21 protein-coding genes are annotated in these 24,126 nt (G+C 52.0%); 8 read left to right on the top strand and 13 right to left on the bottom strand.

Features of this window, described 5'->3' with window-relative positions; genetic code table 11:
• Positions 1-133: 133 nt before the first annotated feature.
• Positions 134-910, top strand: coding sequence for a LytR/AlgR family response regulator transcription factor (locus FHS90_RS07770; protein WP_182512606.1), 777 nt, complete (start codon positions 134-136; stop codon positions 908-910).
• Between the two features lie 124 nt (positions 911-1,034).
• Here FHS90_RS07770 and FHS90_RS07765 read toward each other — a convergent pair whose 3' ends face one another.
• The 3 genes from FHS90_RS07765 to FHS90_RS07755 all read right to left on the bottom strand — a co-directional run bounded on the left by FHS90_RS07765 (position 1,035) and on the right by FHS90_RS07755 (position 3,552).
• On the bottom strand, positions 1,035-1,973 hold the full coding sequence (locus FHS90_RS07765; protein WP_182512605.1) for a hypothetical protein: 939 nt from the start codon (positions 1,971-1,973) through the stop codon (positions 1,035-1,037).
• A gap of 529 nt (positions 1,974-2,502) precedes the next feature.
• Positions 2,503-2,982, bottom strand: a complete 480-nt coding sequence (locus FHS90_RS07760; protein ID WP_246386758.1) for a DUF6157 family protein — start codon at positions 2,980-2,982, stop codon at positions 2,503-2,505.
• A 63-nt stretch (positions 2,983-3,045) separates the two neighbouring features.
• Entirely contained in the window at positions 3,046-3,552 is a 507-nt protein-coding gene (locus FHS90_RS07755; protein ID WP_182512604.1) for a GNAT family N-acetyltransferase, read from the bottom strand.
• A 486-nt stretch (positions 3,553-4,038) separates the two neighbouring features.
• Between FHS90_RS07755 and FHS90_RS07750 the strand changes: the two genes are divergently transcribed.
• Together FHS90_RS07750 and FHS90_RS07745 are read left to right on the top strand one after the other, a co-directional pair.
• The gene (locus FHS90_RS07750; RefSeq protein ID WP_182512603.1) at positions 4,039-5,193 is read left to right on the top strand and encodes a zinc-dependent alcohol dehydrogenase; all 1,155 of its coding nucleotides are present in this window, start codon (positions 4,039-4,041) and stop codon (positions 5,191-5,193) included.
• Positions 5,194-5,205: 12 nt separating this feature from the next.
• A complete protein-coding gene (locus FHS90_RS07745; protein ID WP_182512602.1) occupies positions 5,206-5,706 on the top strand; it encodes a hypothetical protein in 501 nt (166 codons plus the stop codon).
• 125 nt (positions 5,707-5,831) lie between these two features.
• Here FHS90_RS07745 and FHS90_RS07740 read toward each other — a convergent pair whose 3' ends face one another.
• Entirely contained in the window at positions 5,832-6,407 is a 576-nt protein-coding gene (locus FHS90_RS07740) for a glycosyl-4,4'-diaponeurosporenoate acyltransferase CrtO family protein (RefSeq protein WP_182512601.1), read from the bottom strand.
• Positions 6,408-6,462: 55 nt separating this feature from the next.
• The gene (locus FHS90_RS07735; protein WP_182512600.1) at positions 6,463-7,320 is read right to left on the bottom strand and encodes a GNAT family N-acetyltransferase; all 858 of its coding nucleotides are present in this window, start codon (positions 7,318-7,320) and stop codon (positions 6,463-6,465) included.
• A gap of 162 nt (positions 7,321-7,482) precedes the next feature.
• Here FHS90_RS07735 and FHS90_RS07730 point away from each other — a divergent pair, with 162 nt between their 5' ends.
• The 4 genes from FHS90_RS07730 to FHS90_RS07715 all read left to right on the top strand — a co-directional run bounded on the left by FHS90_RS07730 (position 7,483) and on the right by FHS90_RS07715 (position 12,388).
• Positions 7,483-8,640, top strand: a complete 1,158-nt coding sequence (locus FHS90_RS07730; RefSeq protein WP_066830157.1) for a zinc-dependent alcohol dehydrogenase — start codon at positions 7,483-7,485, stop codon at positions 8,638-8,640.
• Positions 8,641-8,973: 333 nt separating this feature from the next.
• On the top strand, positions 8,974-10,680 hold the full coding sequence (locus FHS90_RS07725) for a PSP1 domain-containing protein (RefSeq protein ID WP_343049630.1): 1,707 nt from the start codon (positions 8,974-8,976) through the stop codon (positions 10,678-10,680).
• Complete coding sequence (locus FHS90_RS07720) at positions 10,677-11,159, top strand: gliding motility lipoprotein GldH (RefSeq protein WP_182512599.1); 483 nt, start codon at positions 10,677-10,679, stop codon at positions 11,157-11,159. The genes FHS90_RS07725 and FHS90_RS07720 overlap by 4 nt, the downstream gene beginning before the upstream one ends.
• Before the next feature lie 161 nt (positions 11,160-11,320).
• Entirely contained in the window at positions 11,321-12,388 is a 1,068-nt protein-coding gene (locus FHS90_RS07715) for an endonuclease/exonuclease/phosphatase family protein (protein WP_066830152.1), read from the top strand.
• Positions 12,389-13,235: 847 nt separating this feature from the next.
• Here FHS90_RS07715 and FHS90_RS07710 read toward each other — a convergent pair.
• Positions 13,236-13,694, bottom strand: a complete 459-nt coding sequence (locus FHS90_RS07710; RefSeq protein WP_182512598.1) for a hypothetical protein — start codon at positions 13,692-13,694, stop codon at positions 13,236-13,238.
• On the opposite strand from FHS90_RS07710, the gene FHS90_RS07705 reads away from it, so the two are divergent.
• Positions 13,660-15,354: a hypothetical protein gene (locus tag FHS90_RS07705; RefSeq protein WP_182512597.1), complete on the top strand. Its 1,695-nt coding sequence runs from the start codon at positions 13,660-13,662 to the stop codon at positions 15,352-15,354. The two genes, FHS90_RS07710 and FHS90_RS07705, sit on opposite strands and share 35 nt — an antisense overlap.
• Before the next feature lie 290 nt (positions 15,355-15,644).
• Here FHS90_RS07705 and FHS90_RS07700 read toward each other — a convergent pair whose 3' ends face one another.
• From FHS90_RS07700 to FHS90_RS07670, 7 genes are all read right to left on the bottom strand, one after another.
• On the bottom strand, positions 15,645-16,022 hold the full coding sequence (locus FHS90_RS07700) for a DoxX family protein (RefSeq protein ID WP_182512596.1): 378 nt from the start codon (positions 16,020-16,022) through the stop codon (positions 15,645-15,647).
• Between the two features lie 11 nt (positions 16,023-16,033).
• Positions 16,034-16,996: an SRPBCC domain-containing protein gene (locus FHS90_RS07695; protein WP_182512595.1), complete on the bottom strand. Its 963-nt coding sequence runs from the start codon at positions 16,994-16,996 to the stop codon at positions 16,034-16,036.
• Positions 16,993-17,319 carry an ArsR/SmtB family transcription factor gene (locus tag FHS90_RS07690; RefSeq protein WP_182512594.1) on the bottom strand — a complete coding sequence of 109 codons (327 nt, stop codon included), beginning with the start codon at positions 17,317-17,319 and terminating at the stop codon, positions 16,993-16,995. Before FHS90_RS07690 ends, FHS90_RS07695 begins: the two co-directional genes overlap by 4 nt.
• A gap of 395 nt (positions 17,320-17,714) precedes the next feature.
• Positions 17,715-18,647, bottom strand: a complete 933-nt coding sequence (locus FHS90_RS07685) for a YjiK family protein (protein ID WP_182512593.1) — start codon at positions 18,645-18,647, stop codon at positions 17,715-17,717.
• A complete protein-coding gene (locus FHS90_RS07680; RefSeq protein WP_182512592.1) occupies positions 18,637-22,632 on the bottom strand; it encodes an AAA domain-containing protein in 3,996 nt (1,331 codons plus the stop codon). The genes FHS90_RS07685 and FHS90_RS07680 overlap by 11 nt, the downstream gene beginning before the upstream one ends.
• A gap of 252 nt (positions 22,633-22,884) precedes the next feature.
• Positions 22,885-23,145 carry a hypothetical protein gene (locus FHS90_RS07675; RefSeq protein ID WP_066830127.1) on the bottom strand — a complete coding sequence of 87 codons (261 nt, stop codon included), beginning with the start codon at positions 23,143-23,145 and terminating at the stop codon, positions 22,885-22,887.
• Positions 23,146-23,228: 83 nt separating this feature from the next.
• Complete coding sequence (locus tag FHS90_RS07670) at positions 23,229-23,915, bottom strand: DUF4272 domain-containing protein (RefSeq protein ID WP_182512591.1); 687 nt, start codon at positions 23,913-23,915, stop codon at positions 23,229-23,231.
• Between the last annotated feature and the right edge of the window lie 211 nt (positions 23,916-24,126).

Below are 24,126 nucleotides of genomic sequence, written 5' to 3'. Positions count from 1 at the left end.
GAACCACTGGCTGGTGAAAACCTTATCTGACTGCCTTTGCCTCCCAGTTACAAAAATTCTAAACAGCTTCATAGTAAGCCCGGTTCTTGTTACACCCGTTTGCCGCGCAAAAGCAAACCTTAGACCTGCTCCCATGAACATTCTCCTGATTGAAGACGAATACCTGGCCTCAGAGAAACTGGAGGCCCAGCTCCTGCGCTATGACCCCCGCATCAGAGTTTTAGACACCATAGACTCTATCAGGAACGCGGTGCGCTGGTTTGAGAATAACCCCGCCCCAGATTTGGCGTTTCTGGACATTCACCTGTCAGACGGCAACAGTTTTGAGATTTTCCAGAAGGTAGAGGTGCAATGCCCCATTATCTTCACCACCGCGTATGATGAGTATGCGGTAAAGGCGTTCAAGGTCAACAGCATAGACTACCTGCTCAAACCCATCAGCAATGAAGATCTGGCGGCGGCCATGGAGAAGTTCAAGCGCCTGCGGCAGAGCCAGCCGGCCCCACCCGCCCTGGACATGCACCAGATCATGGCGTTGCTGAACCGTAACAACCAGCCCGAGACCCCGCATTACAAAAACCGGTTCCTGGTGAAGAGCGGCCAGAAGATCAGGTCCATCTCTACTGAGGAAATCGCCTATTTCTACGCCGAAGACAAGATTGTCTTCCTGATCACCACCGCCGGCCAGCGCTTCATCACTGACTACACCTTAGACACCCTGCAGGAGCTGCTGGACCCGGAGCAGTTCAGCCGCCTCAACCGCCAGTTCATTGCCCACATCCATTCCATTGATGAGATTCACCCGTACCTCAAGGGCCGCCTCAAAGTATATGTGAAACCAGCTACAGACAAAGAGATCATCATCAGCAACGAGCGCGCGCATGCCTTCAAGGAGTGGCTGGGGAAGTAGCTTCTGTTTTTGGGCTGTTTTCCTGAAAACAGCCCGAAAACAGGAAAGCGAAGTTATTTTTAGTTTTGCTTACTCAACGTACTGGGCTTGCCAGAGGCGGATTTAAAATTATAGAATTTGCAATCTAAAAGTACCTAAATAAGATGCGAAAAAGATTCTGCCACCATGTATGCCCCGCTTGTGGCAAGTTATTTTTGGTGGTTGTATTTATTTCATTCTTATTTCCAGAAATATGTTCGTACTGCCAAGAAAATAATTGTTCTTTTAATTTATCATAGCTAAAATACAACTCATCCTTATCTACAATTGCTTTTATATATAAAATAGGAGGATGTATCCGTAATTGTTGGTAAGCCAACAACTTGTGATGTCCATCCAGAACGTAATGGTGAGAATTAAAACTCTTATCTACTGTCCCACAAACAGCTTCTTCTGTAATTTCGCAATACTTGTTAATAATTATTGCAAATGGTCTTCGCCCAGAGCTAATGATATTTTTATAGTATTGGACTCTTTCGGAATCAATTGATTCTAATGGCTGAGTTGCAACTAAAGCTAAATGCATCCCATCATAGAACCCATAAGTGGTAAATTCTAAAATATTATTACAAATAATTCTTTCGGATCTCTTTTTATCCCTTTTGAAATCTTTATAATCACTTATTAATTCATCTGCTTGTAAAACATCAGTTGCATTAAATATTTCTAAATGCCAATCCCATATTTTAAGCATATAATCATCAAGAAAGAAATTCTTATTTTCAGAGTTTGAAAAAGTAATTTCATAATTGCCATTCTCAAATAGGTCGAATAATGGCCTAATGATTTCAAGTGCTTCATCCTCCTTATCAGTAAAATCAAGATTAGTCGCTTTATCAATTATTTGTGATTTCTCATTCCTATTTTTTTCATCATAAGGTAATAAACTAATAAAGTAAGCAGTTGTACCATGGCCTCCTCCAAGCCAGACTACAGAAGTTGGCTTTTCAAATTCAAAATAACTCCCTACCTCAGATAGCCCTATTTTTATTATTCCTTTACCATTTGTTAACTGTATATGCATAACAAATAATTTATTTTACATGAGACCATTGGATGGATTAATTTTAATTTTATTTTCCATTAAACAAATCTAAAATACAAGTATATAGTTGTTTAAATATTAATAAGAAGATTGCAAATTCATTTAAAATAATCAACAAAACTCCCATTAGGAATACTTTAACCTTTCATCGTAATAAAAGTTGTTCTTTGACAAGTCTAGAATTGGCCAAAAGAATAACAACCCAATGAACCCGCAAAAAATTAACAAATGTCAAATACTAAAAAGCCCTGCGAAATCCTTTGCGGGCGGCACCATTGCGGTCATAAAATTTTTAAGAATATAAAAGAAAAGTTTAAATAAATTAAAGATGTGTCACTAATTGCTGCATTTCCCAATAAGTAAAAGAAGACACCAACAACTTTATAATTTTTAGCCTTAACTTGAAATGTAATCAGTAGAATCAATAATGCAGTTAAAGTAACCCTTCTATTTATTTTATTTAATATTACGCCCAACTAAGTTATAAACATACCTCCTCACTTTGGAATCACCCCTTCTTTGACCGCATCGCCTTCACCACTTTCAAACGTCCATCACCCACCAGCGTTTCATATTCTCCTGAGCCTAGCGGCACCAAAGCGATCCTTCCCTCTTCATTGGCATGCACGCCCCAGCCGTAGCGCTTGGTGAGCGGCAATGCCCTGAAACAGGCCTGCCCCTTAGAGAAAAACTTCTGCCTTTCTGCGTCCAGTTCTTCTTCAGGCACCTCGTTCTTAGCCGCGAAAACGCTAAACAAAACCTCATCTGACGTGAATTGATAAGGCTTCCCGTTCAGCATTTCAAACTGCAGGTTGGCCACGGTTTTGGCATCGCCCTTCTGGGGCGGCATCTCAGCAGTGGCTACGGGACAATCTTCGGCTACTTCAATGAAGGTGTTGTAGTAGTTGGTGGTGTGCATACAGGGTAAAATGGTTACTTTAAAAGTAGCCTTTTTTGAGTTGTTACCAAATGAAATTGCTGCGCCCATGGTTCTGGAACATCCTGTTTTCAAGCTGTTTTCAGTAAAACAGCCCGAAAACAGAAACCTCCCCTACGCCAACTCCTTCACCATCCAGATGGTGCAGGCAAAGTGGCCGGAATTGCCCAGCGCGTGCGGGATGTGCTTGAATCCCACTTTTTCATACAGACGCACCGCCTTTGCCAACTCTGGAAAAGACTCCAGATACAGCTGTCGGTACCCCAGCTGCTTTGCCAGAACCAAAGTCTTCTGCAACAGTTGGAACCCAACGCCTTGGCCCCGGCTGGCCGGGGCAAGGTAGAACTTCACCAGTTCGGCGCAGCCGTGAGGGAGCCCCTCTGTAGGGTACAGGCCACAGCCACCAATAAGTTCGTCTCCTTCCTGGGCCACCAGATACGCCCTGCCCGGGGTTTGGAACAGCTGGTACAGCTTGTCTGTGGTGGGGTCTGTATAGACAGTGCCGGGGCGGTCAATCTTAAATTCCCTGAAAACGGCTCTGATTAATGCGGCCAGGGGTTCATTGTCTGCCTCTTTCAGGCTCCTGATCACAGGACTGGGGCTTTGGTGGGTGTTCTGCATTTCCGGTTCTTTTTCAAGTCAAAGATAGAAAAGTAGCCTGGTTAAAGTCAGTAAGGCTCCAGCGCATGAATAAACGTTTCAATGATGAAGGGCAAGGGCAGCATGGGGTCCTGCCAAGGCGTTGTTAGGCCCCCTAGCAGTGCCGCCAAGACCATAGAAGCGTACCGGCACGTTCAGGCTATGCTCCGTCTCGGCCCAAAGGCAACCTTGAAACACCCTCTCCCTTAGCTACCCGCTGGTTTGGGCCTGATTTCGCAAAAACAGGCCAGAAACAGAACCGCCCGCCCCAGCCCGCTTCACCGGTGGGGCATGTTCCTGTTTACCCTGCGTACCCGCCCTCCGGTTTTGCCGGTTACTGCGCATTTGCAACTAAAATCCCGCATATAAGTAATCTAATAGACGGCTCCGGAGGCAAAACCGGGTAAGTCCCAATTAACCAAGTTTCAAACGCGTTGATGTCTCACCTTAACCCCAAAGGAAAATAGTATGCGAGCAATGAATTACCGAGGCCCCCTGCGGGTCAGAATAGATGAAAAACCAATGCCAAAAATCGAACATCCGCAAGATGCCATTGTGCGGGTGACCCGGTCTTGTATCTGTGGCTCAGATTTGCACCTGTACAACGGCTCCGTGCCAGACACCCGCGTAGGCACCACGTTTGGGCATGAGTTCACCGGCATTGTAGAGGAAGTGGGCCCTGAGGTAACCAAAATAAAAGTAGGCGACCACGTGCTGGTGCCGTTCAACATAGCCTGTGGCCAGTGTGTTTTCTGCAAGCAGGAACTGTACGGCAACTGCCATGAGTCCAACCCGCAGGCCACGGCCGTGGGCGGTATCTTTGGGTACTCGCACACCGCCGGGGGCTACAACGGCGGCCAGGCCGAGTACGCCCGCGTGCCTTACGCCAACGTGGGCCCCACGGTGATCCCAGAGGGAATGGACCCAGATGATGCGGTGCTCCTGACAGACGTGGTGCCCACCGGCTACCAGGCCGCCGAAATGGGCGGGATACAGCCCGGAGACACCGTGGTGGTGTTTGGGGCCGGTCCGGTAGGGATCATGGCCGCCCGCTGCTCCTGGCTCTTTGGTGCCGGCCGCGTCATTATCATTGACGAAGTGGAATACCGCCTGGAATTTGCCAAAAACTACGCGCAGTGCGAAGCCTACAACTTCAGGGAGATGGGTGACGTGGTGCAGTTTGTGAAAGAAACCACTGACTGGATGGGGGCTGATGTCTGCATTGACGCCGTAGGCGCTGAGGCCGCCGGCAATGCCATGCAAACCATTACCGGTAGAAAGCTGTTCCTGCAAGCGGGTTCAGCCACTGCCTTGCACTGGGCCATTAACTCAGTGAAAAAGGGCGGTATTGTCTCCATTGTAGGCGTGTATGGCCCCACTGACAACCTGGTGCCCATTGGCAACGTGGTGAACAAAGGCATTACCATCAGGGCTAACCAAGCCTCTGTAAAGCGCCTGCTGCCAAGATTGATAGAGCACGTGCAGAACGGGGTGCTGAACCCTAAAGGCCTGATCACGCACCGCATTCCGCTGGAGGAAGTCTCAGAAGGCTACCGCATCTTCTCCCAGAAGCTGGACAACTGCATCAAACCGGTACTTATTCCATCAACCGCCAGAATCTAACGCAACACCCTCATGGAAACATTAGCAAATAATTATTCCCATATCATTGGCTGGGGCATAGACGCCGACCCCAAGAATGACCCCACGTACCCCATGCGCAAACGCTCTGCAGATGACCACGGCGGCTACAACTGGCAAAGGCCCACGCAGCAGCCCATCAACATTGAGGTGCACCACTCCACAGAAAGGCCCAACGTGAGCGCGGTCTTCGGGACGGCGGTGCCCCCCAGCGGGTTGAGCGGCGTGCTGCGCCGTTTCGCATTCAAACATACAGAGAACCAGTACCGCCGCTGGCTGCCCATGCTGCTGGCAGACCGCATTAATGTGGTGGAAGGCATCATTGAAGACTTCAAAGACGGCAAAGTGCCCAACATCTTCGCAGAGAAAGGCATGAACGCTGATTTAAAACATGACCGCTCAGGGCTTATCCAGAAAGCCGCCATTGGCGCCTTTCTGGTGGCGGCCGTGGTGGCCTGGCAAATGGGCAAGAAGAGCGGCTCCCGCAGAGGCTAAGCTTTCCCTACTTTACAAAAAAGCGCTCGGCAGTGTTAACCACTGCCGAGCGCTTTTTTTATCTCCTTTTCAGCTCCTGTTTTTAGCCTGTTTTTCTGAAAACAGCTCCAAAACAGGATACTACTCTACTTCAACAGCCTCTCCAATTCCTGATCATGCTGACGTGCCTCCATTCTTTGCAGAATTTTCCTGTACCTGGGCCGGTTGTACCGCTGCAGTAAGATGGGATATATATTGAGGAGCACGTTCAAAATGATTAGCCATTTGCTTTCTGTGACAGAGGAAGTAAAAAAAACAGCAATAGCGAAGACAATTACGGCAATGATCAGATGTCCCAGCTCAGAGATGCGGGTATTCCGCTCACATGTCTGTAGACACGCCGGCTCTTTCTTCACCGGATTATTCTGCTTGCTGATCTTCTCCCACCCTACTGCCACCAGCAGTTTCCGGTACAGATGCAGGCCCAAATATTTATACCACCGGCCTTCCTTTTCAAAGGTCTTTTGTTGAAAGTAAGACCAGTCCAAATCTGGTTTAAGCAGTGTAATCACCACTGTGTACCACCCCATGAGCAGAAAGTTCAGACCCCAGCTGAAAACAAAGCTCTCCACCTTAAACACTCTGGTAAAAACCAGGCACAGCACTATTGTCACAATGGTGGCGAAAATGGAAATACCCCAACTTTTGGCGTTCGTGGTCATATCAGAAAGTAAAAACTTGTCTATTAGATGAATTGGGCAAAGGTATCATGGCAGATCATATATCCAACACCATCTCATACTGCCCCAGGGTCTCCTGCATTCCGCGCCCCTGCACAAAATTCAACAGACTGGTACCGTGCGCATCTACATTCACCACCGTGACCGCGGGTGCGCTGACCATCTCTACCAGTTTCTGACAAAGTGCCTGCCCAATGCCTTTCCCGCGCCACGCAGGGGCCACCGCCAGGTGGGCAATAGCGCCAGTTAAAGGGTAGACAACCCCGTACCCCACACACTCGTACTGCAGGCGCGCCTCTACCACCTGCACATAGTGGCCACTTCGGCCAATGGCCGCCACGTGGTGCTGCCAACTGGGTTCAATCTCCCAGAAGGTCTGGTAGCGGGGCCAGTTGGGCCCGGCCACCTTATGCAGTGTCACCCCGTGGGGCAAATGGGCGTGCCAGGACAACAGCTCTTTTTCCAGCCTGAAGCACCTGAAGGTACGTTGTATCGCAAAGCCCAGCCGCCGGTAAATGGCCAGCGCCCGCTTGTTCTCCTGAATCACCTCCAGCAGGCACTGCTCAGCGCCCTGCTCCCGCAACCGCGGTATACAGAACTGGTACATGCGCTCTGTCAAGGCGTGGCCTCTGCCGTGGGGTACTACGCCCGTTCCTCCGTTATAGGCGGTTTTCCTGCCCCGCCATTCGCCCAGGGCGTTCAGGATAAAACCTACCGGCTCCTTTTCTTCATTCAGCGCCAGCGGCGAAAGGTGGAGGTGGGTGCCATCACGGGTCAGTTTCATTTCCATCACCGCCTCTGTCAGCACCAAAGGCAACACATAGTCAGAAAAAGCCGTGTTGAACAGGGTGCACAGTTGCGGCACGGTGGCAGAATCAGCAAAAGAAAAGGTCATAGTTGTGAAAGCGGGCTAGGGGAAGTCTAAATAACAAAATTACTCCTCTTTTTCCAACTCAGTAGTTCTACTGCCCCACGGGCAACTAAGTACGTAAAAACCCGTTTAGCCTATGTACTGACACACCTTGAGGGTCAGACTTTTACCTAACCGACACACAAAATGAAAGCACTTGTCTTCCACAAAATTGGCGATGTCAGTGTTGACACCGTTCCAGACCCCATCATTGAAGAACCCCGTGATGCCATCATCAAAGTAACCTCTACGGCCATCTGCGGCTCAGACCTGCATATTTATGACGGCTTTGTCCCCCAAATGAATGACATGGTGCTGGGCCATGAGTTCATGGGCATTGTAGAGGAAGTGGGGCCCGGGGTGACCAACCTCAAGAAAGGCGACCGCGTGGTGGTACCGTTCCCTATTGCCTGCGGCCACTGCTTTTTCTGTAACAACAGCTGGCCCACCCAGTGTGAAAACTCAAATGACAAATACGGCCCAGACGGTGGGTTGATGAGTGAGAAAGGCGCCGCCCTCTTTGGCTACACAGACCTTTACGGGGGCATTAACGGTGGCCAGGCCGAATATGTGCGCGTGCCATACTCAGACTTCGGCCCCAGAAAAGTGCCAGAAGGCCTCACAGACGAGCAGGTCCTGTTTCTGACAGACATCTTCCCCACCGGTTGGGCGGCCGCTGACTGGGGCCGGATCAGGGGCGGGGAAACCGTGGCTATCTTTGGGGCGGGCCCCGTGGGCATCATGGCGGCTAAATCTGCCTGGCTCATGGGCGCCGGCAGGGTCATCAGCATAGACATTCAACCGTACCGGCTGGAAATGGCCCAACGGTCAGCCAACGCAGAGACGCTGCTCTGGGAAAGTGAAGACCAGGTGGTGGAGTACATCAGAAGCATCACTGAGGGCCGCGGGGCAGATGTCTGCATAGACGCCGTAGGCATGGAAGCTGACCGCAACCTGCTGGAGAAAGCCAAAGCAGTCATCAACCTGGAGAAAGGCACCCCCAAAATTCTGGAAGCCTGCCTGCGGGCGGTGCGCAGGGCGGGTGTGGTGAGCGTGGTGGGCGTGTACGGCTCCCCGTTTGACAACTTCCCCATTCACCGCTGGTTTGACAAAGGCGTAACCTTGATGGGTACGCAGGCACCGGTCCAGTACTACATTGACCACCTCATGCAACTGGTGGTAGACGGTAAAGTAAAGCTGGAAGATATTATCACCCACACCCTCCCGCTGGCAGATGCGGCCCACGGCTATGACATCTTCAAAAAGAAGGAAGACAACTGCGTGAAAGTGGTCTTGAAACCCTGACCCCAAGCTTTCAGTCACTAAAAAAGGAGCGCTTTGGCGCTCCTTTTTCTTTATAGGAGCAGGCTGTTTTTGACCTGCTTTTCAGAAAACAGGTCAAAAACAGCCTGTTGATAAGTGCCTGCCTATTCAAATTAAGTTATTATATTTGTTAATTAGGGTCTCAGGCAAACAACCCCAACCTGCAGGTAGCAGCCTATTTCTACGGTTCTACCGTTACAACGCGCTGATTTACAAGCGTGGCATTTTTGATCATCGGCGTAGCCGATGGACTTGTCTGCCTGCGTCACCTGTTATTTGTGAAAACAAGAATTATAGATATAAAGGAATTTACCCGTGGGATGTAGTTCATGTTCTAGTGGCGGATGCAGCACCAAAACCACCGCAGCCGATGGCAGCGAAGTGGTGGCCGGCTGCAAAAGCAACGGCGGTTGCAGCACGGGAGGCTGTAACCGGTTAAATGTATTTGATTGGCTCTCAGACATGGAGATACCCGTGTCTTTCAAGGAGTTTGATATAGTGGAGATCCGGTTCAAAGGGGGCCGTAAAGAATTTTTCCGGAACGTGAACCGGCTGCCCCTCATTACCGGTGACCCCGTGGTGGTAGACGTGCCCAACGGCCACCACATTGGCCACGTGTCCCTGAAAGGGGAGCTGGTGCGTCTGCAGATGAACAAGAAGAAGGTGCAGAACAATGACGAGATCAGGAGCATCTACCGCGTGGCCACTGAGAAGGACATGGAGAAGTTCAACGCGGCCCGTGACCAGGAATCTGCCACCATGTACCGCGCCCGCGCCATTGTGCAGGAGCTCCAGCTTAAAATGAAGCTTTCTGATGTGGAGTACCAGGCAGACAAAACCAAAGCCACCTTCTTTTACTCGGCAGATGACCGGGTTGACTTCAGGGAGCTGATCAAAAAGCTGGCCGAGGAGTTTAAAGTGCGCATTGAGATGCGGCAGATCAGCCTACGGCATGAGGCCGGCAGGCTGGGCGGCATTGGCTCCTGCGGGCGCGAACTCTGCTGCTCTACCTGGCTTACAGATTTCAGAAGCGTCTCCACTACGGCTGCACGCTACCAGAACCTGTCATTGAACCCCAGCAAATTGTCTGGCCAGTGCGGGCGCCTCAAGTGCTGCCTCAACTATGAGCTGGAAACGTACATGGAGGCGCTCAAAGACATCCCTACCGTGAACCGCCCTTTGCAGACCAAAGCCGGTGACGCCTATTTGCAGAAGACAGACATCTTCCGGCGCATCATGTGGTTTGGCTACAAAGGTGACAGCAACTGGTTTCCGGTTGCGGTTGAGCGCGTGCACGAGGTCCTGAAAATGAACGCCGCCGGTGACATGCCTGAAAATTTAGCCGAAGAGGTGAAAAAGCAGCAGGAAGAGGTGGTAGACTTTGTTGAGTCGCTGGAAGGCAACCTTGACCGCCTGGACGAACAGTTCAAGAATAAGAAGAAACGCAACAAGAAAAAGAACAAGGGCGCAGCAGGCGCAGCAGGCGGCCACGCCCCAGCCGCCGCAGAAGGGCTGGCTCAGGCCGCCCCTACCCCAGAAGCACGCAAAGACCGTCCGTCTGGGTTGCCTAACGCCAGTCAGCCAAGGCAACGGCCGGAGCGCGGCAACGCCAGGCCTTCCGGCAGCGCCGAAAACAAACCCCGCCCAGAGCGGGAACCGCAGCAGCCGCCGCAGGGGCAACCCAAAGGCCAGCAACCGCAGGCAAAACCGAGGCCGGAGCGGGAGCAGAACCGTGCACCCCGGGAGCAGCAGCCACCCCGCGAAGGCGGCCAGAACAACCGTGCGCCGCGCGGTGAAAGACCGCAAGGCCAGCGCCCGCCGCAAAACCGTCCTCAGCCCACCGCTGACGCACCCGCCGCCGGCCTTCCGGCCGTGATGGCCGCGCTGCAGGCAGAGCGTGGCCCCAAACCAGAGGGAGAACAGCGCAACAGGCGCAACCGCGGCCGCAACAACCGCAACCGTAAGCCTAACGGCGGCAAGGCAGACAATGCAGGCCCTACTCCAAACGCAGACGCCTCATGAGAAAACTTTTAATGCGCGTTTCCGGCCTTTTTGCCCTGGTGCTGCTCCTGGCCGGCTGTGACACCAACCGGGTGTTTGAAGAGAATCAGGACCTACCGGAGAACCAGTGGCCTGTGAACCTGGCCCCGGTGTATGCGTTTGAGATCACAGACACCACCCAGCGGTACAACGTGTATTTCAATGTTCGCAACGCCGTGCATTACCCGTTTTACAACCTGTACCTGCGCCATTACCTTACGGCCCCAAACGGAGAGCTGCTAAACTCCTATCTGCATGAGATGTACCTCATGGACCCTAAAACGGGTGAGCCCCTGGGCAGCGGCGCGGGAGACATCTTTGACCACCAGTTCAGGGCGCTTAAAAATGTCAAGTTCAGGCAAGCCGGTACGTACCGGCTCAAGCTCAACCAGTACATGCGCCAGGACCCGCTGCCGGGCATCATGTCTGTGGGGGTAAGAGTTGAGAAAGTAGCCCAATAACGGTCTTTCGCATATCTAAGCGTTTCTGGCCTGTTTTTAAAAAACAGGCCAGAAACGCTTTTTTTGTGCCCTTTCCCCACTTTCTGCCGTAGGGTCTTCTACACAGGAAACCCTAATCTGTTTTTTCAGTATTTGTACCGATAACAGAACCACCATCGCCTATGAAACTGACCCTGGAGATTCTAGGATGCTTTGCCATTCTGGCTTCTTTGCTGCCCCTCATCAAAACCACGCAATGGTGGGTCAGAATGCTGGATTTCCCCCGGGTGCAGGTGGCAGTGCTGGCCGTGTCGGTGCTGGTGGTGTATGAGTGGCTTTACGGCCTCGGCCATGGCCCGCAGAAAGTTTTTGCCGCCATGCTGGTGGCTGCCGCTATCATTGAGTTGGTGCACATTTACAAATTCACGCCATTGGTGCGGGTTCAGGCGTTGCGCTCCAAGATAAAAGCACCCAAGAACTCCTTCGGTTTTATGATTTCCAATGTGCGCATGTCTAACACCCGCTACAAGAAGTTCCTGAAGGTGGTGCGTGAGACAGACCCGGACATGCTGCTCATCAACGAACCCAACCAAGCCTGGGCAGACGCCATTGCCGAACTAGATGAACGCTACCCGTACTGCATCAAAAAACCGCTGGAAAACACGTACGGCATGATGTTCTTCAGCAAGTTCAAGTTGAACCATACTGAGGTGCGGTACCTGGTAGAGGAAGGCATTCCTTCTTTTTACACGGTGGTGGAGTTGCCCACGGGCAAGAAGTTTGACCTGTTTACCGTACACCCGCAGCCCCCCCACCTGAACAAAGACACAGATACCCGGGAGGTAGAGCTCTTAACCGTCGCCAAGATGGCCAAAGACTCCCCGTACCCCAGCATAGTGGCCGGCGACTTGAATGACGTGGCCTGGTCATATACCACCAACCTCTTCCGGAAAATCAGCGGGCTGCTGGACCCCCGCATAGGCCGGGGCTTCTACAACACGTACAATGCGTTTGTGCCTTTTTTCCGGTACTCGCTTGACCATATCTTTTATGACCCCGCTTTCCGGCTCATTAGAATGAAATGTCTGGGGTTCTTCGGGTCTGACCACTTCCCCATCTTCATTAGGCTGAACTATGAGCCGCTGGAGGCAGACGAGCACGAGGTTCCGGAACCCGATCAAGAAGAGGCCGAAGACGCGGAAGAACTCCTGAATGAAGCCAAAGAAAATATCCAGCAGTCGCCTACCTGACTGGGAATGGCAGAGTTCCTCACCACCCGTATACAGACGTGCGTTTTAGGGCTGATTTCTTAAAAACAGGCCAGAAACGCAGAAGCCCTGCCCGGTTCTCCATACCGGGGCAGGGCTTCTCTTTTAGGGTGCGGGAGTGTAGCCCCAAGACGCGCAGGGAGATGATATGCTCAACCTATTCGGCCTAAAAGAAGGCGTAGCCATAGAAGCTGCCAAGACAACGCCTGCCGTTGCGGCAGACACCCGCAGGTTCTCCGTACGCTTGCTAGTTCTGGCGCAGGAGGCAAGGCGGCGGCCCCAACCACTCCCTGAAACCACCTGCCCGCTGCCCTTTTCCCCGGAGATTATTTTCTGCTTTAACTTATACCTGTAAATGCTCACAGCGCTTTTGGGCCTGAATTACCGTGTGGGCAAAGAGGTTCTCCCCTGAACGGGTAATCCCCGTGGGCAGACGTTTTCTGCTTTATGACCTTTTGTAAAGCCGTCTGCCATTCGCGGGGCAATCTGGTTCTGTTTTAGGCTTGTTTTTGAGAAAACAGCCCTAAAACAGAAAACCGCTGTTTCTGACTTTTCTTATAAAATTCACTTCACAACTCTTGATTTTCTTCGCCCCACAGGGGCAACTCATGGCTTTTAGGTAAGAAAGATTCAGGAAAAGGAGAGTTCTCCCTAACAAATTAAAATTCAGCCACTGGGATTTAACCATGCGCATTCGCACTCGTATAGTATTAACACTTGCCCCTGAGCAAGGACATCTGTTTTTGGCTCCCAGGCAAATATCTGCTTACCCAAAACCATTCTATAACCATTAACTAAGGAGAATCACTATGAAAGACAATCAAAAAGATCAGCAAAGTAATAATCTTGGCTCCTCTTCTGGTTCAAACGGAAACACGGGTACTAACGCATCTGCATCCTCTTCAGGAACCACCGGCACCAGCGCCTCAAGCGGCGGCACCGGCGGTACTTCTGGTAAAAGCTCTAACTCAGACGCCTCCCTCTCTGGGGTGAGCGCCTCTGGCATCTCCGGTACAACTTCCAGCATGGGCTCTGGCACTTCAGGGTCGGCGGCTGCCGGCGGTACCACCAACAGCACCGGCTCTAAGAAAAGCGCCACCTCCACCACAGGCGCTGACTCTTCTTCTAAGAAAAGCAGCACCAGCAAATCATCAACCCCCAAAGCCGGTGCCTCTACCTCAAAAACAGGCGGAAGAGCGTCTGGGAAATCAACCTCAGCCAGCACCGGCTCTTCTGACCAGGAGAGCAACTCCATGGCGGGCTCGTCTGCCTCCATGGGAAGCGGCATGGGCTACGGCGGCTCACAGGGCGGCGACCTGGGCAACCAGGGCAGCTCTTCTATGAGCGGCATGAGCGGCGGCGGCAACTTTAACGGCGGCCAGGGCGGTTACGGAAACCAGGACAATGACATGGGCTCCCGCGGCGGCTACGGCTCCAACATGGGCGGTGGCTCTAACTACGGCCAGGGCGGTTACGGCAACTCAGGCTCACAGGGCGGCGGCAGCAACTACGGTGGCTCCAGCTACGGTTCCGGCTCTGGCTCACAGGGCGGCAACTACGGCGGCCAGGGCAGCTACGGCAGCATGGGCGGCACGTACGGCGGCAACTTTGGGGGCATGGGCGCCGGCAGCTTTGGCGGCGGAAACTCCTGGAACAACCATGATGACCAAAGCAACCGCTACGGCTCTCAGGGCGGAAGCTCTAACTACGGCTCCCAAGGCAGCTCCGGCAGCGGCTCCAACTACGGTCAGGGGTATGGCTCCATGGGCAACAGCAATTCTGGTCAAAGCAACTACGGCGGCTCATCAGACATGGGCTACCGCGGCGGTTACGGCTCTAACATGGGCAGCAACCCGTACGGTATGAGCTCCCAGGGGGGCTACGCCGGAAACTCCAGCCGTTCAGAATCTGACCGCGGCGGCTACTCTAACTACGGCGGCAGCGGCTATTACGGCAACCAGATGGGCTACGGCTCTGAAAGCGGCTACGGCATGCACGGCAACGACCACGGCCGCAGCCACGGCGGGTACAGCCAGGGCTACAGCAACCAGGACAGCAGCTCGTATGGCAACATGGGGTCGCGCGGCGGTTCTTACGGGGAAGAGTACGGCTCGCGCCGAGGCTCCCAGGGCGGCTATGACGGCAATTCAGACTTTGACGGCGGCTACAGCCAAGGCGGAAACCGCTACAGCACCCAAAACCAAGGCGGCTCTAACTATGGCCAGGGCGGCTACGGTGGCTCAGGTTCACAGGGCGGCGGAAGCAACTATGGTTCCGGTAGCATGGGCTCCAGAGGCGGTTATGGCTCATCAATGGGCGGCAATGAAGAATGGCAAGGCAGCTCGCGCGGCGGTAGCAACCGTGGCGGCGACAGCAGCGGCTACGGCGCTATGAGCGGCGGAAACTACGGTGACCGCGGCGGTTACAGCACCTACAACGCCCAGGGCGGTGACTTCGGGTCACGCAGTTCAAACAATGGCTACGGCTCGCAAGGCGGAAGCAACTACGGCGGTTCTGGCAGCGGAAACTTTGGAGGTTCCAACTACGGCAACATGGGCAATGACATGGGCTCCAGAGGCGGCTACCAATCATCGGGCACCGGTTCCCACAACGGCGGCCGTGACCACGGCCACGGCGGTTCTATGACCGGCGGCGGCTACGGCAACCAGAGCCGTGATTACGGCATGGGCGGCTACGGCCAGGGCGGAAGCAGCTACGGCTCTTCCAGCGGGTACGGCTCGTCTAGCAATGACATGGGCTCCCGCGGGGGCTACGGCTCTTCTGGCATGGGTGACAACCGCTCCAGCTACGGCGGCGGTGGCTCTGGCTACGAGAACAATTCGGCCTACGGCCGGGATTCCTATAATGACAATGATGACTACGGCAACCGCAACCGCGGCGGAAATTCTTCGCGCGGCGGGTCTTCTTCCAGAGAAGAATTAGACTAGGCTGCCAAAGTCTTCTGACTAAAACAAAATCCCCGCTGAGGTTCAGCGGGGATTTTTGTTTTAATAAGGTTCTCAAATTTCGATAAGATTCTCAAATTTATAATTGCCTCAGACGCACGTATTGGTTTATGAACAAATGTCAGCTAGACCTACTGTTTCTGGGCTATTTTTCTGAAAACAGCTCCAAAACGCAGGCACCGGCAGCGGCTTACGCCAGCAGAACCTTCCCAGAAATCTCAAACAGATTCTTTGTCTCAACTAAAATAGAAAGGTCTGGCAGTTGAAAACCTTTAGCTGACCATGGGCAAGTATTTCTTCCGGTTTTCATAGATAATCCAGAGCAGGATAGCCCAGATGACCAAGGCAATGGGTAACCCGGTGGGCTCCACCAAAAGATGGGTAAGCAGCACGCCCACCATGACCGGGAAAATCACCAAAGCGCCTAGCGCCCTGGTTTTGGGGAAGATAATGAGAATGCCGCCCAGCACTTCGGCGAAGCCAATTAAGGGCATTAACCAGGCAATTTCCATTAGGGCGGTGGAGTCTTTCACCAGTTCCTCGGGCAGGTTCTCCGGAACGGGCATGTAGTTAAAGAACTTGTTGAGGCCGCCGTTGATGAGCAGCAACCCGAACAGCAGGGAAAGACCGGTTAGAAGTTTCTGTTTCATGGTGAAAAGCGCTAGTTGTTTTGGTAATTAATCATCCAGTTAATGCCATACTTGTCTGTGAAACCGGCATAATACGCGCCGTAGAACATTTCCTGTAACGGCATTTCAATTTCACCTTCTTTTGACAACTCATTGAAAAGCCTGGTAGCCTCCTCCATAGATTCTGGTTCTAGGCTTATGTGCATGTTGTTTCCTTTAGAAAGTGTAAAACCCATTTCTTTAGGTGCATCTGTTCCCATCAACACATAGTCCCCTAACAACGGTAACTCCACGTGCAGGACCATTCTCTTTATTTCTTCTGCTACGGGTGGCTGGCCAGGGGCGGTAGGTATTTCCCCGAATCTCTTGATGCCGTTCACAAACTCAGTCTTGAAAACCGATTTGTAAAAGTTGAACGCTTCTTCTGTAGTACCCGGCAAGTTGATATAGTTGGTAACTCTTGCTTTGTGGTTGGGTTTGTTTTGCTTGCGCAGGTAAAACTGGGCAGCAATGTATTGGTCAAGGTTCTCCAGCCCGGCGGTGAAGCCTTCTTTGAAGCCCATTTGAATGATGGTTTCCAAATCTTCCAGTTTCTCAAATTGCATGCGCACATGCACCACCGTGCTGTCACCTTTTGCCGTGAACGTGTTTTTCCAGGTTACTCTGGGCATGGACGGGTGTAAAACGGCATTCTCATCACAGAAAGCATCTATACCCGCATAGAAAACCTGCGGTTGAATTTGCTTGTACTCAAACAGACACCAGTGCCGCTCACCTTCCGGACCCTGCATGTAGTAATGCCAACGGCCACCTTCAGTAAAGTCCATGGCTTTGGTCACGGCCTGCCAAGGTTTAGGAGCCCACCATTGGTCCAGAATGTCGGCCTCTGTCCAGGCGGCCCACACCAAGTCTTTGGGTGCCTGAAAGCTCCGTTCTACTTTGATGAGGTTGTTTTCCTTCTCCACCTCAAAATTGAAAAGAATTGCCTTGTTCATTTTTTATTTGTTTTAAGTTTGGTCAAAACATCATCTAGTTGGTCAAACCGCTTGGAGAGCAGTTGCTTGAACTGTTCCAGCCACTTCTCAATCTCTTTCATTTTGGTTGAGTTTAGGTGGTAATGAATTTCCCGGCCTTTTTGCTCCTGGGTCAAGACTTCACATTCCGTCAAAACCTGGAGATGCTTAGAAACCGCCTGCCTGCTGCTGTTAAAGTGTTCAGCCAAGGCATTGGGGGTCATGGCGCTAACTGCCAACAGCATGATAATAGCCCGCCGGGTGGGGTCGGCGATGGCTTGAAATACATCTCTTCTTGTTTCCATTCTCATTCATTACGCTACCAAGTGGTTGCAAATATACGCGCAACTATTTAGTTGCAAAATTTTTATTTGATTTTCCCTAGCCTTGTGATTTGTTCAAATTATAATGTGGCAGTGCTAATGTAAAAGGCTGAGGAAGAACTCACTTGAAAAGACCTTAGTTTAAGAAGTTAATTTGAAAACGATTTGGAGGAATTCCTGTTTTTAGGCTGTTTTCTCAAAAACAGCCTAAAAACAGCTGAAAGGGGAAAACAAGGTTAAATAAAAAGCCCTCGCAGGTTTTTGCAACCTGTAAGGGCTAAATGATATTTCCGTTTTCGGCCTGTTTTAGCTAAAACAGCCCGAAAACGCATGTACGCTCTCCCCTCTCCACGGGAGAGGGGCCGGGGGTGAGGTCCCTACTTCTTCAGGCTCAACATGTACAGCGTGCCTTTCTCGTTAGAAATCATCATGTCGGTGTCATTCACAAACACCAACCCTTCGGCCTGGCCGGTTTTTCCTAATGGGATCTGCTCTTTCTTGCCTTTGAACGCGTTGTCAGGGCTGTCGGCTTCAAACAGGTACACCCAGCCTTCTCCCAGTAGGGCAATGGTACGGCCGTTAGGCGAAATATCTGCCGCGGTGATTTTGGTGGTGATTTGTACGCTGTCTAATGGCTGCACCGTCTGCTGCTGGCCGGGTTGGTTGGCCACTTTGTAGAGTTTCACCCAGTCGCCTTTGCCGCGGTTCTTGGTGAAGAGGTAGAAGTTGTTGCCGTGCATGAGGAATCCTTCCACGTCAAAGTTCAGGTTGTCTTTGGCCGGCGGAAACTCAGTTTGGTCGGCGTACTTGAACGGGATGGTGCCCACCACTTTTTTGGCCTTCTCGTCTACCTTCACAATCTGGAGGTCTTTGCGGGTGTTCTCGTTGTTGCCCATGTCGCCCAGGTACAGGAAACCGTCTTCGCCGCGGGCGATGTCTTCCCAGTCATTGTTTTTGCCGCCCTGCACGTTCATGGTCTCCAGCAGCTCACCAGACTGGTTGATTTTGTACAAAACCGCGTCATTGCCGGCGTCTGGGTGGGTCCAGAAATTGCCATCAGAGGAGGCTTCCAGTCCGGAGCTTTCAGGCACGGTTTTCTTGCCCATCTTGCTTACCTCCTGCAAATCATAGTTGTTGTTGACATCAAAGCCCTGGGTGGCGGGGTTCTTGTCTTTCTTTTTCTTCTTGCCGTCTTTTTGCTCGGTGGTAGTATTGGCGGTTGCGTCTTCGGTTTTAGCGTTGCCGCTGTCACAGGCCACGGCCAGGAGCAGGCAACAGCCCACGGAGAGTTCCAGTAATTTACTTTTCATAGTGTTGGGTCAGTTCGGTTAGTCTCTGCCAGACTTGCTGGGGCTGGCTCCAGAACTGCCGACTGTACACGGCGCCGTATTTCCAGCCGCGGGCCTGAAGGCGCAGGGGCACATCAGCGTGAGAAGCCTTGGCGGAAGGGCGTCTATAGTACAAATCGTCGTCGGTTAACACTACGGCCTCATAGCGGTTGCCGTTGCGGAAAGTGAGGTCAGCGAAGGGAAGTTCCAATGACATTTCCAGATTTGTACTATTCTGCCCGAACTCTTCCAGCAGCGCCGGGTACAACAACAGCGCCGAAGGAATACCGGCCGGGGCCGAGGGTTGGGGCGAAAACCCATTCTCACTCACCTCTTTGGCGAAGGCCAGGTAATCGCGCAGCAGTTTGGGGCCGGGGTGCTTCACGTTCTCCACCGGGAATTGCTCGGGCCACAGGCTGGTCACCACGTACACCCGCTTAATGGCGCGCGTAATGGCCACGTTCAGGCGGTTTTCGCCTTTGGCGGCGTTCAGGCTGCCAAACATAGCCCGCACCACGCCACCCGCGTCTGGCGCGTACCCGATGGAGAAGATAATGTACTGCCGCTCATCGCCCTGAATGTTCTCAATGTTCTTGATGATGAGTTCCTCGGGCAGAGGCACATTCTGCGCCAGCGCGTGCTCTTCCAACAAGTCCTGCACCAGCTGTTGCTGCGGAAAGTTGAAAGAAATGACGCCCACATTGGTTTCGCCTTTGGCGATGAGTTCGAACACCAAATCGCGCACGCGCTCAGCCTCTACCCTGTTGGTCTGATTTTCCCACACGCCGTCAACTTTCAAATACTGAAGCGCCGGTTCTGCCGCGTTCATGGCCTCTAGCCTCGGAATCAGTTGCAGTTTGGCGCGGTAAAAATTCTGGTTGGAGAATTGAATGAGTTCTGGGTATTGGCTGCGGTAATGTTCAGAAAGCAGGGTTTGCGGCAGGTGCAGCGCGCTCAGTTGCAAGAGAGATTCCACCAGCAGTTCCTCCGTCTCGTCTTCTTCGTTGCCAAACCGCACGCGGTACAAATCTGACGGCCCCAGCTGCTGCTCGTCGCCGGCAATCACGGCCTGTTTGGCGCGCACCATGGCCGGCACGCCCACCTCGGCGAAGCATTGCGACGCCTCATCAAAGATGACCAAATCAAAAATCCGCTCCAGCGGAAACAACGCCGATACCGTCTCCGGTGAGGCCAGCCAGCACGGCAACAACTGCCGAATCTCATCCCCGAACTCGGCGTTGAGCTTGCGGAGCGGGTACAGCATGCGCTTTTTGCTCACCTGCGTGAGCAGCCGCCGGTACGTGACGGGGTTGCCAAGGCGGTTGTATTCCATGTTTTTGTAGGTCTGCTCGCGCAGGTTGAGCAGAATGATCTGGCGACTGAATTCCGCTTTTTGTTTGATTTTCTCTTGTAATTCCGTTTCCAACCGTTTCAGTTCGCCGGTGCTCACAATGGTGAGCACGGGGTTCTGGCCTTCCAGCTGTTGCAGCCAGGCCAGCTGCACGCTGTTCTCAATGGCGCGCAGTTGAGCCTCCACGCTTTCAGGCACTGCCGCACGTACTTCTTCCAGCCAGCTTTTCAGTTCCGGCGAAAACGTTTGCACCAGCGCATCAAAGGCCACCATTCTATCAAAATGCTCGTTGAGGCTCTGCGCCATTTCCTGGGCAGCGGCGGGGCTGGTGGCCAACGCTTCAATTTGAGAAGACGTCAACCATTGTTCCCACTCCCGAAGTTTTTCCTGCAAAGCCTGGAGTTTTGGCAACGTTTCAGAAAAAACAGCCCTAAAACGCTCGGCGCGCAGCTGCAGCAGTTCCTCCGGCAGCACCTCGTAAGCCATCAGTTTGTGTACCATTTTTCTCAGTTCCCACGCCTGTTGCAAATGCGTCAACTCCTGCGTTGCGGCGGACCCATACACATCTGCCGGAATTTCCAGCGACGGCTCTTGCTCCTGAAGGGTTTTCCAATGGGTTTGCAGCGTCTCCAACTGCTTCAAGGCCATGCGCAGGTGCTCTACCGCCGTGTCTGGATCCGTGAGTTTTTTGCCTTCGGCGAACGCCGATAATTTCTTTTTAGCAGAAGAGAAGCCCCAGCCGATTTTACTAAAGAAACCGCTCTGCGCCTGGTCATGCTCCGCGAGTAGTTGGGTTACCTGAATGGCCTCTTCTGATGATAGTTTGGTCTGCGCCGCTGCCGTTTCTTTCTGCAGTTGCTGCAGCTGCTCCTCCCTGGTTTTAAAGTCTTTGGTTTGGGCCAGATTTCCAAAAAACAGCCTGGAAACGGCTTTGTCCTGCAAGGCTTCCTGCACCTGTAAAAGCGTGGACTGCTCCTGCAGCAACGCTTGCAGCGCGTCCCAGACTTCAGCCTGGGGTGGCAGCAGTTCCTTCACTTGGGTGGCCACGGCTTGCGCCGAAGCGGGAATAGCAGTGAGCAATTGAGTCAGTTTCTGGCGCTCGGTCCAGGTGTGGTGGTGGAAGGAACGGCGTTCGTTCCACGGGAAATCCAGGTTCTGGAGCAGCACCGCGTCTTGCAGGTAATGCAGCAGGCGCGGCCGCCAATCGGGCCAGGTTTGGGCATTGAAGTGCTGGAATACGGCCTCGGCGGGCAAGTGCGTTGCTCTTGGATTGCTGCGCAAATACAGTTCTTTAGGCGACCAACCGCAGACCGAGGTGTCAAACAACGCGTCTTTCAAGCTGTTCAAACGCTCGCTGATCTGGTTCATGCGGCGGCTGGTTTCCAGAAACTGCCGCTCGGCGTGGATGTTGCCCAAGGCCACGTTCTGCCGTTTGTATTCTTCTACCTGTTCAATCTGCGTTCTGATTTTACTGAACACGGCCGGGCGATCCAGGTTCAAGTCATGCACCAGCGCAGAGAATTGGTCCAGGCCGGTGGTGGAGAGGCGCTGATATACCACGTCCAGCGCGGCCCGCTTCTGGCAGACCACCAGCACGCTTTTGCCCCGCGCCAGGTAGTCAGAGACCAGATTGCAGATAAGCTGCGATTTTCCGGTGCCCGGCGGACCCTGCACCACCACGCTTTGCCCCGCCTTCACCTGCCGCAGCGCCGCCTCCTGTGAAGCATCGGCGTCAAAGGCGGTGAACAGCTGTTGCTCCAGCTGCGCATGCGTTGGGTTGATTTCCGCTTGCGGAAGAAGCAATTCTTCTAATGATGCGGCGGGCGGGTTCTCCAATAAATCATCATAGTCTGCCAACTGGTAAGAGCCTGCCTGCGGGAAGATGCCCAGCACCGCCTCGGGCTGCAGTTTCAGTTGTCCCGGCTTCCAGGTTTTCTCCAGGTCTTCGCGTTTGTAGGCTTTGAACGGCTGGAGCGCGTCTTTGAGCAGTTCCTGGTTAAAGTTAATGTCGATATTGCTATCGCGAAGCAGTTCGTAGAGCTTGGTTCTGAATTGTAAATCATCTGTAGGAAATTCGTCAAAATCTTCTTCCATCAGTGTCTCGTCGGGCTTCAGGTTGAGGTAATGGGCGTAAGCCAGCAGGAAACTTTTGTTGAAGAAAGCGGGGGCATTTTCAGGACGTGAAAGTTGCCATTGGCGTTTCTCATTCACCTTCAGCTCCACGGGAAAGAACAGCAAAGGGCACCGCACCAGCGTACCGTCTGGGAACGCGCCTTCCACCATGGGCCAGCCCACAAACAGCTCCTTCGCGCCGCGCTCCTCCCAAATCATGTGCGCCCGCCGCTGAATGGTTTTCAGGCTTTTGGTGAGCGAGGCCAAGGTGGCATCACGGGCATCGGCAACGGCACAGAGGGTGATGTTCTGTTTGCCCGCCAGCAACTCTTTGATATACTCAAACGAAGGGCCTTTGTGCGCGTGGTCCAGCGCGTGCAAATCCAGGTGCAGACTAGCCGACGGCTTAAGCAAGACGAGCGAACGGTTAGAGCCACTGAGGTTGAGCAGACGGCGCTGGTACTGTTTGAGCAGGTGCGGAAGCGGAGTTTCAGGGTTGGGCATATGGGGTAAACGGTGGAGCCGGACGCGTGTTTTACGAAGGATTTAACGTGTTTGGCTAAACGACGGCAGAAGGCAATCGGCCGCCGTTTAACGTTTTAGGACATGCTTGTTTTTCAAGTGACTGCTCGTTCTTATCTTTTTGTTTTTGACCTGTTTTTCTGAAAGTAGCCCGAAAACGCATTTCTGTCAGTCAAGTTTGCGTGTTTTGGAGATAAATTCTTGTGGAACGGAACCAGCCACTTTACCACAATATTACTTTCTATCTAAATTGTCTTTGCTTACCTTAAAAGTGTTTTCAAAATTCCCTTTCCGCCACCCAGAGTTCGTTGCATCAGTGTTGATTATATAAGCTCCTGTTTCTGTGTCTAGTATAATTATTCCTCTTTCTCCCATAGATGTCTGATATTTTCCTCCATTCCCGGAACTGTCATTCTTGAAACTAAAAGCCGAGATTAACAAGGCTGCGCTTAAAAAGCCAATCATGATGGATTTGGTGTCTAATTGGAGTTTCATATAGTAGCGTTTAATGATTGTAATTGTCTGGCATTACTGTCTTTTGCCTATTCACATTTCAAGGCCTTGGCTAGCTGTTCTTTTCAAGTATCGCATGTTATTTCGTCCCAATCTCCAGCGTAGCAAGTCAACCAATTGAATGCATAGTGCCGCTCATACACGATATCGGGATTTAGGTTAGCTGGAGCATGTTTGCCTAGTCGCATCGACTGCTTGACAGCCCAATGGACTCTGTAGATGAAGTCAGTCTCGTTAAGTATTTCCTCTTTATCCCTTAGCTTGGCATTCTGAACGAAGTCCGGAATAGATTTATATTTCTCTAGGCTTGCTTTGTGTGCAGCCGCTAAATTCGCAGCGTTCAAGGGCAAATCTAAGTTTTCTATCAACCCAACGGCCCAGAAGAATACCTTCATAGACTCTGCACTCCAGCTTATCTTAATTTCTGCTTGTTCATCTGCTTCTGCCGACAATAAATATTCCTTCTCGTTGCCTGAAACATACTCCCATAGCTCTCTACTCTTGAAAAACTCGATTGTGCTTTCTTTTGTAAGGTCATCAAAGCCATGAACACAATCGTGCAAAATTGACAGAATTACCAATCTCCTAACAACATCTTTGCTGTCCCTTATCTCTACACTGGTACAATCCTCCACTAAAGGCAGGTGCTGATTAACTGGTACACCTAACTTCACTAATCTGTTTTTGGTATCACTTTTTCTTTGAGCGGCAGTTCTAGGCTTTCCCGCACCAAATAGCTTAAATAGACTCAACTTTGCTTAATTTAATTGTACCACAACTTTTAGCTATAAAGAACTCAGCTTTTTCTTTTCGGGGCAGCTTCCATAATAACAACGCAAAAAGGTATACATCATTTGCCAAGGTGCTACTATACAAAGCTCCTGTGGTTAATTTACACAATGTATAACTGAATACAAATCAGACCGCTATTGCATTGGGCCAGTAAGTTCTGGTATAAATAAA

The organism is Rufibacter ruber, assembly GCF_014138425.1.
Lineage (GTDB): Bacteria > Bacteroidota > Bacteroidia > Cytophagales > Hymenobacteraceae > Nibribacter > Nibribacter ruber_C.
Note: the sequence above shows the minus strand (reverse complement) of the source record. Positions and strands in the feature narration are given on the sequence as shown.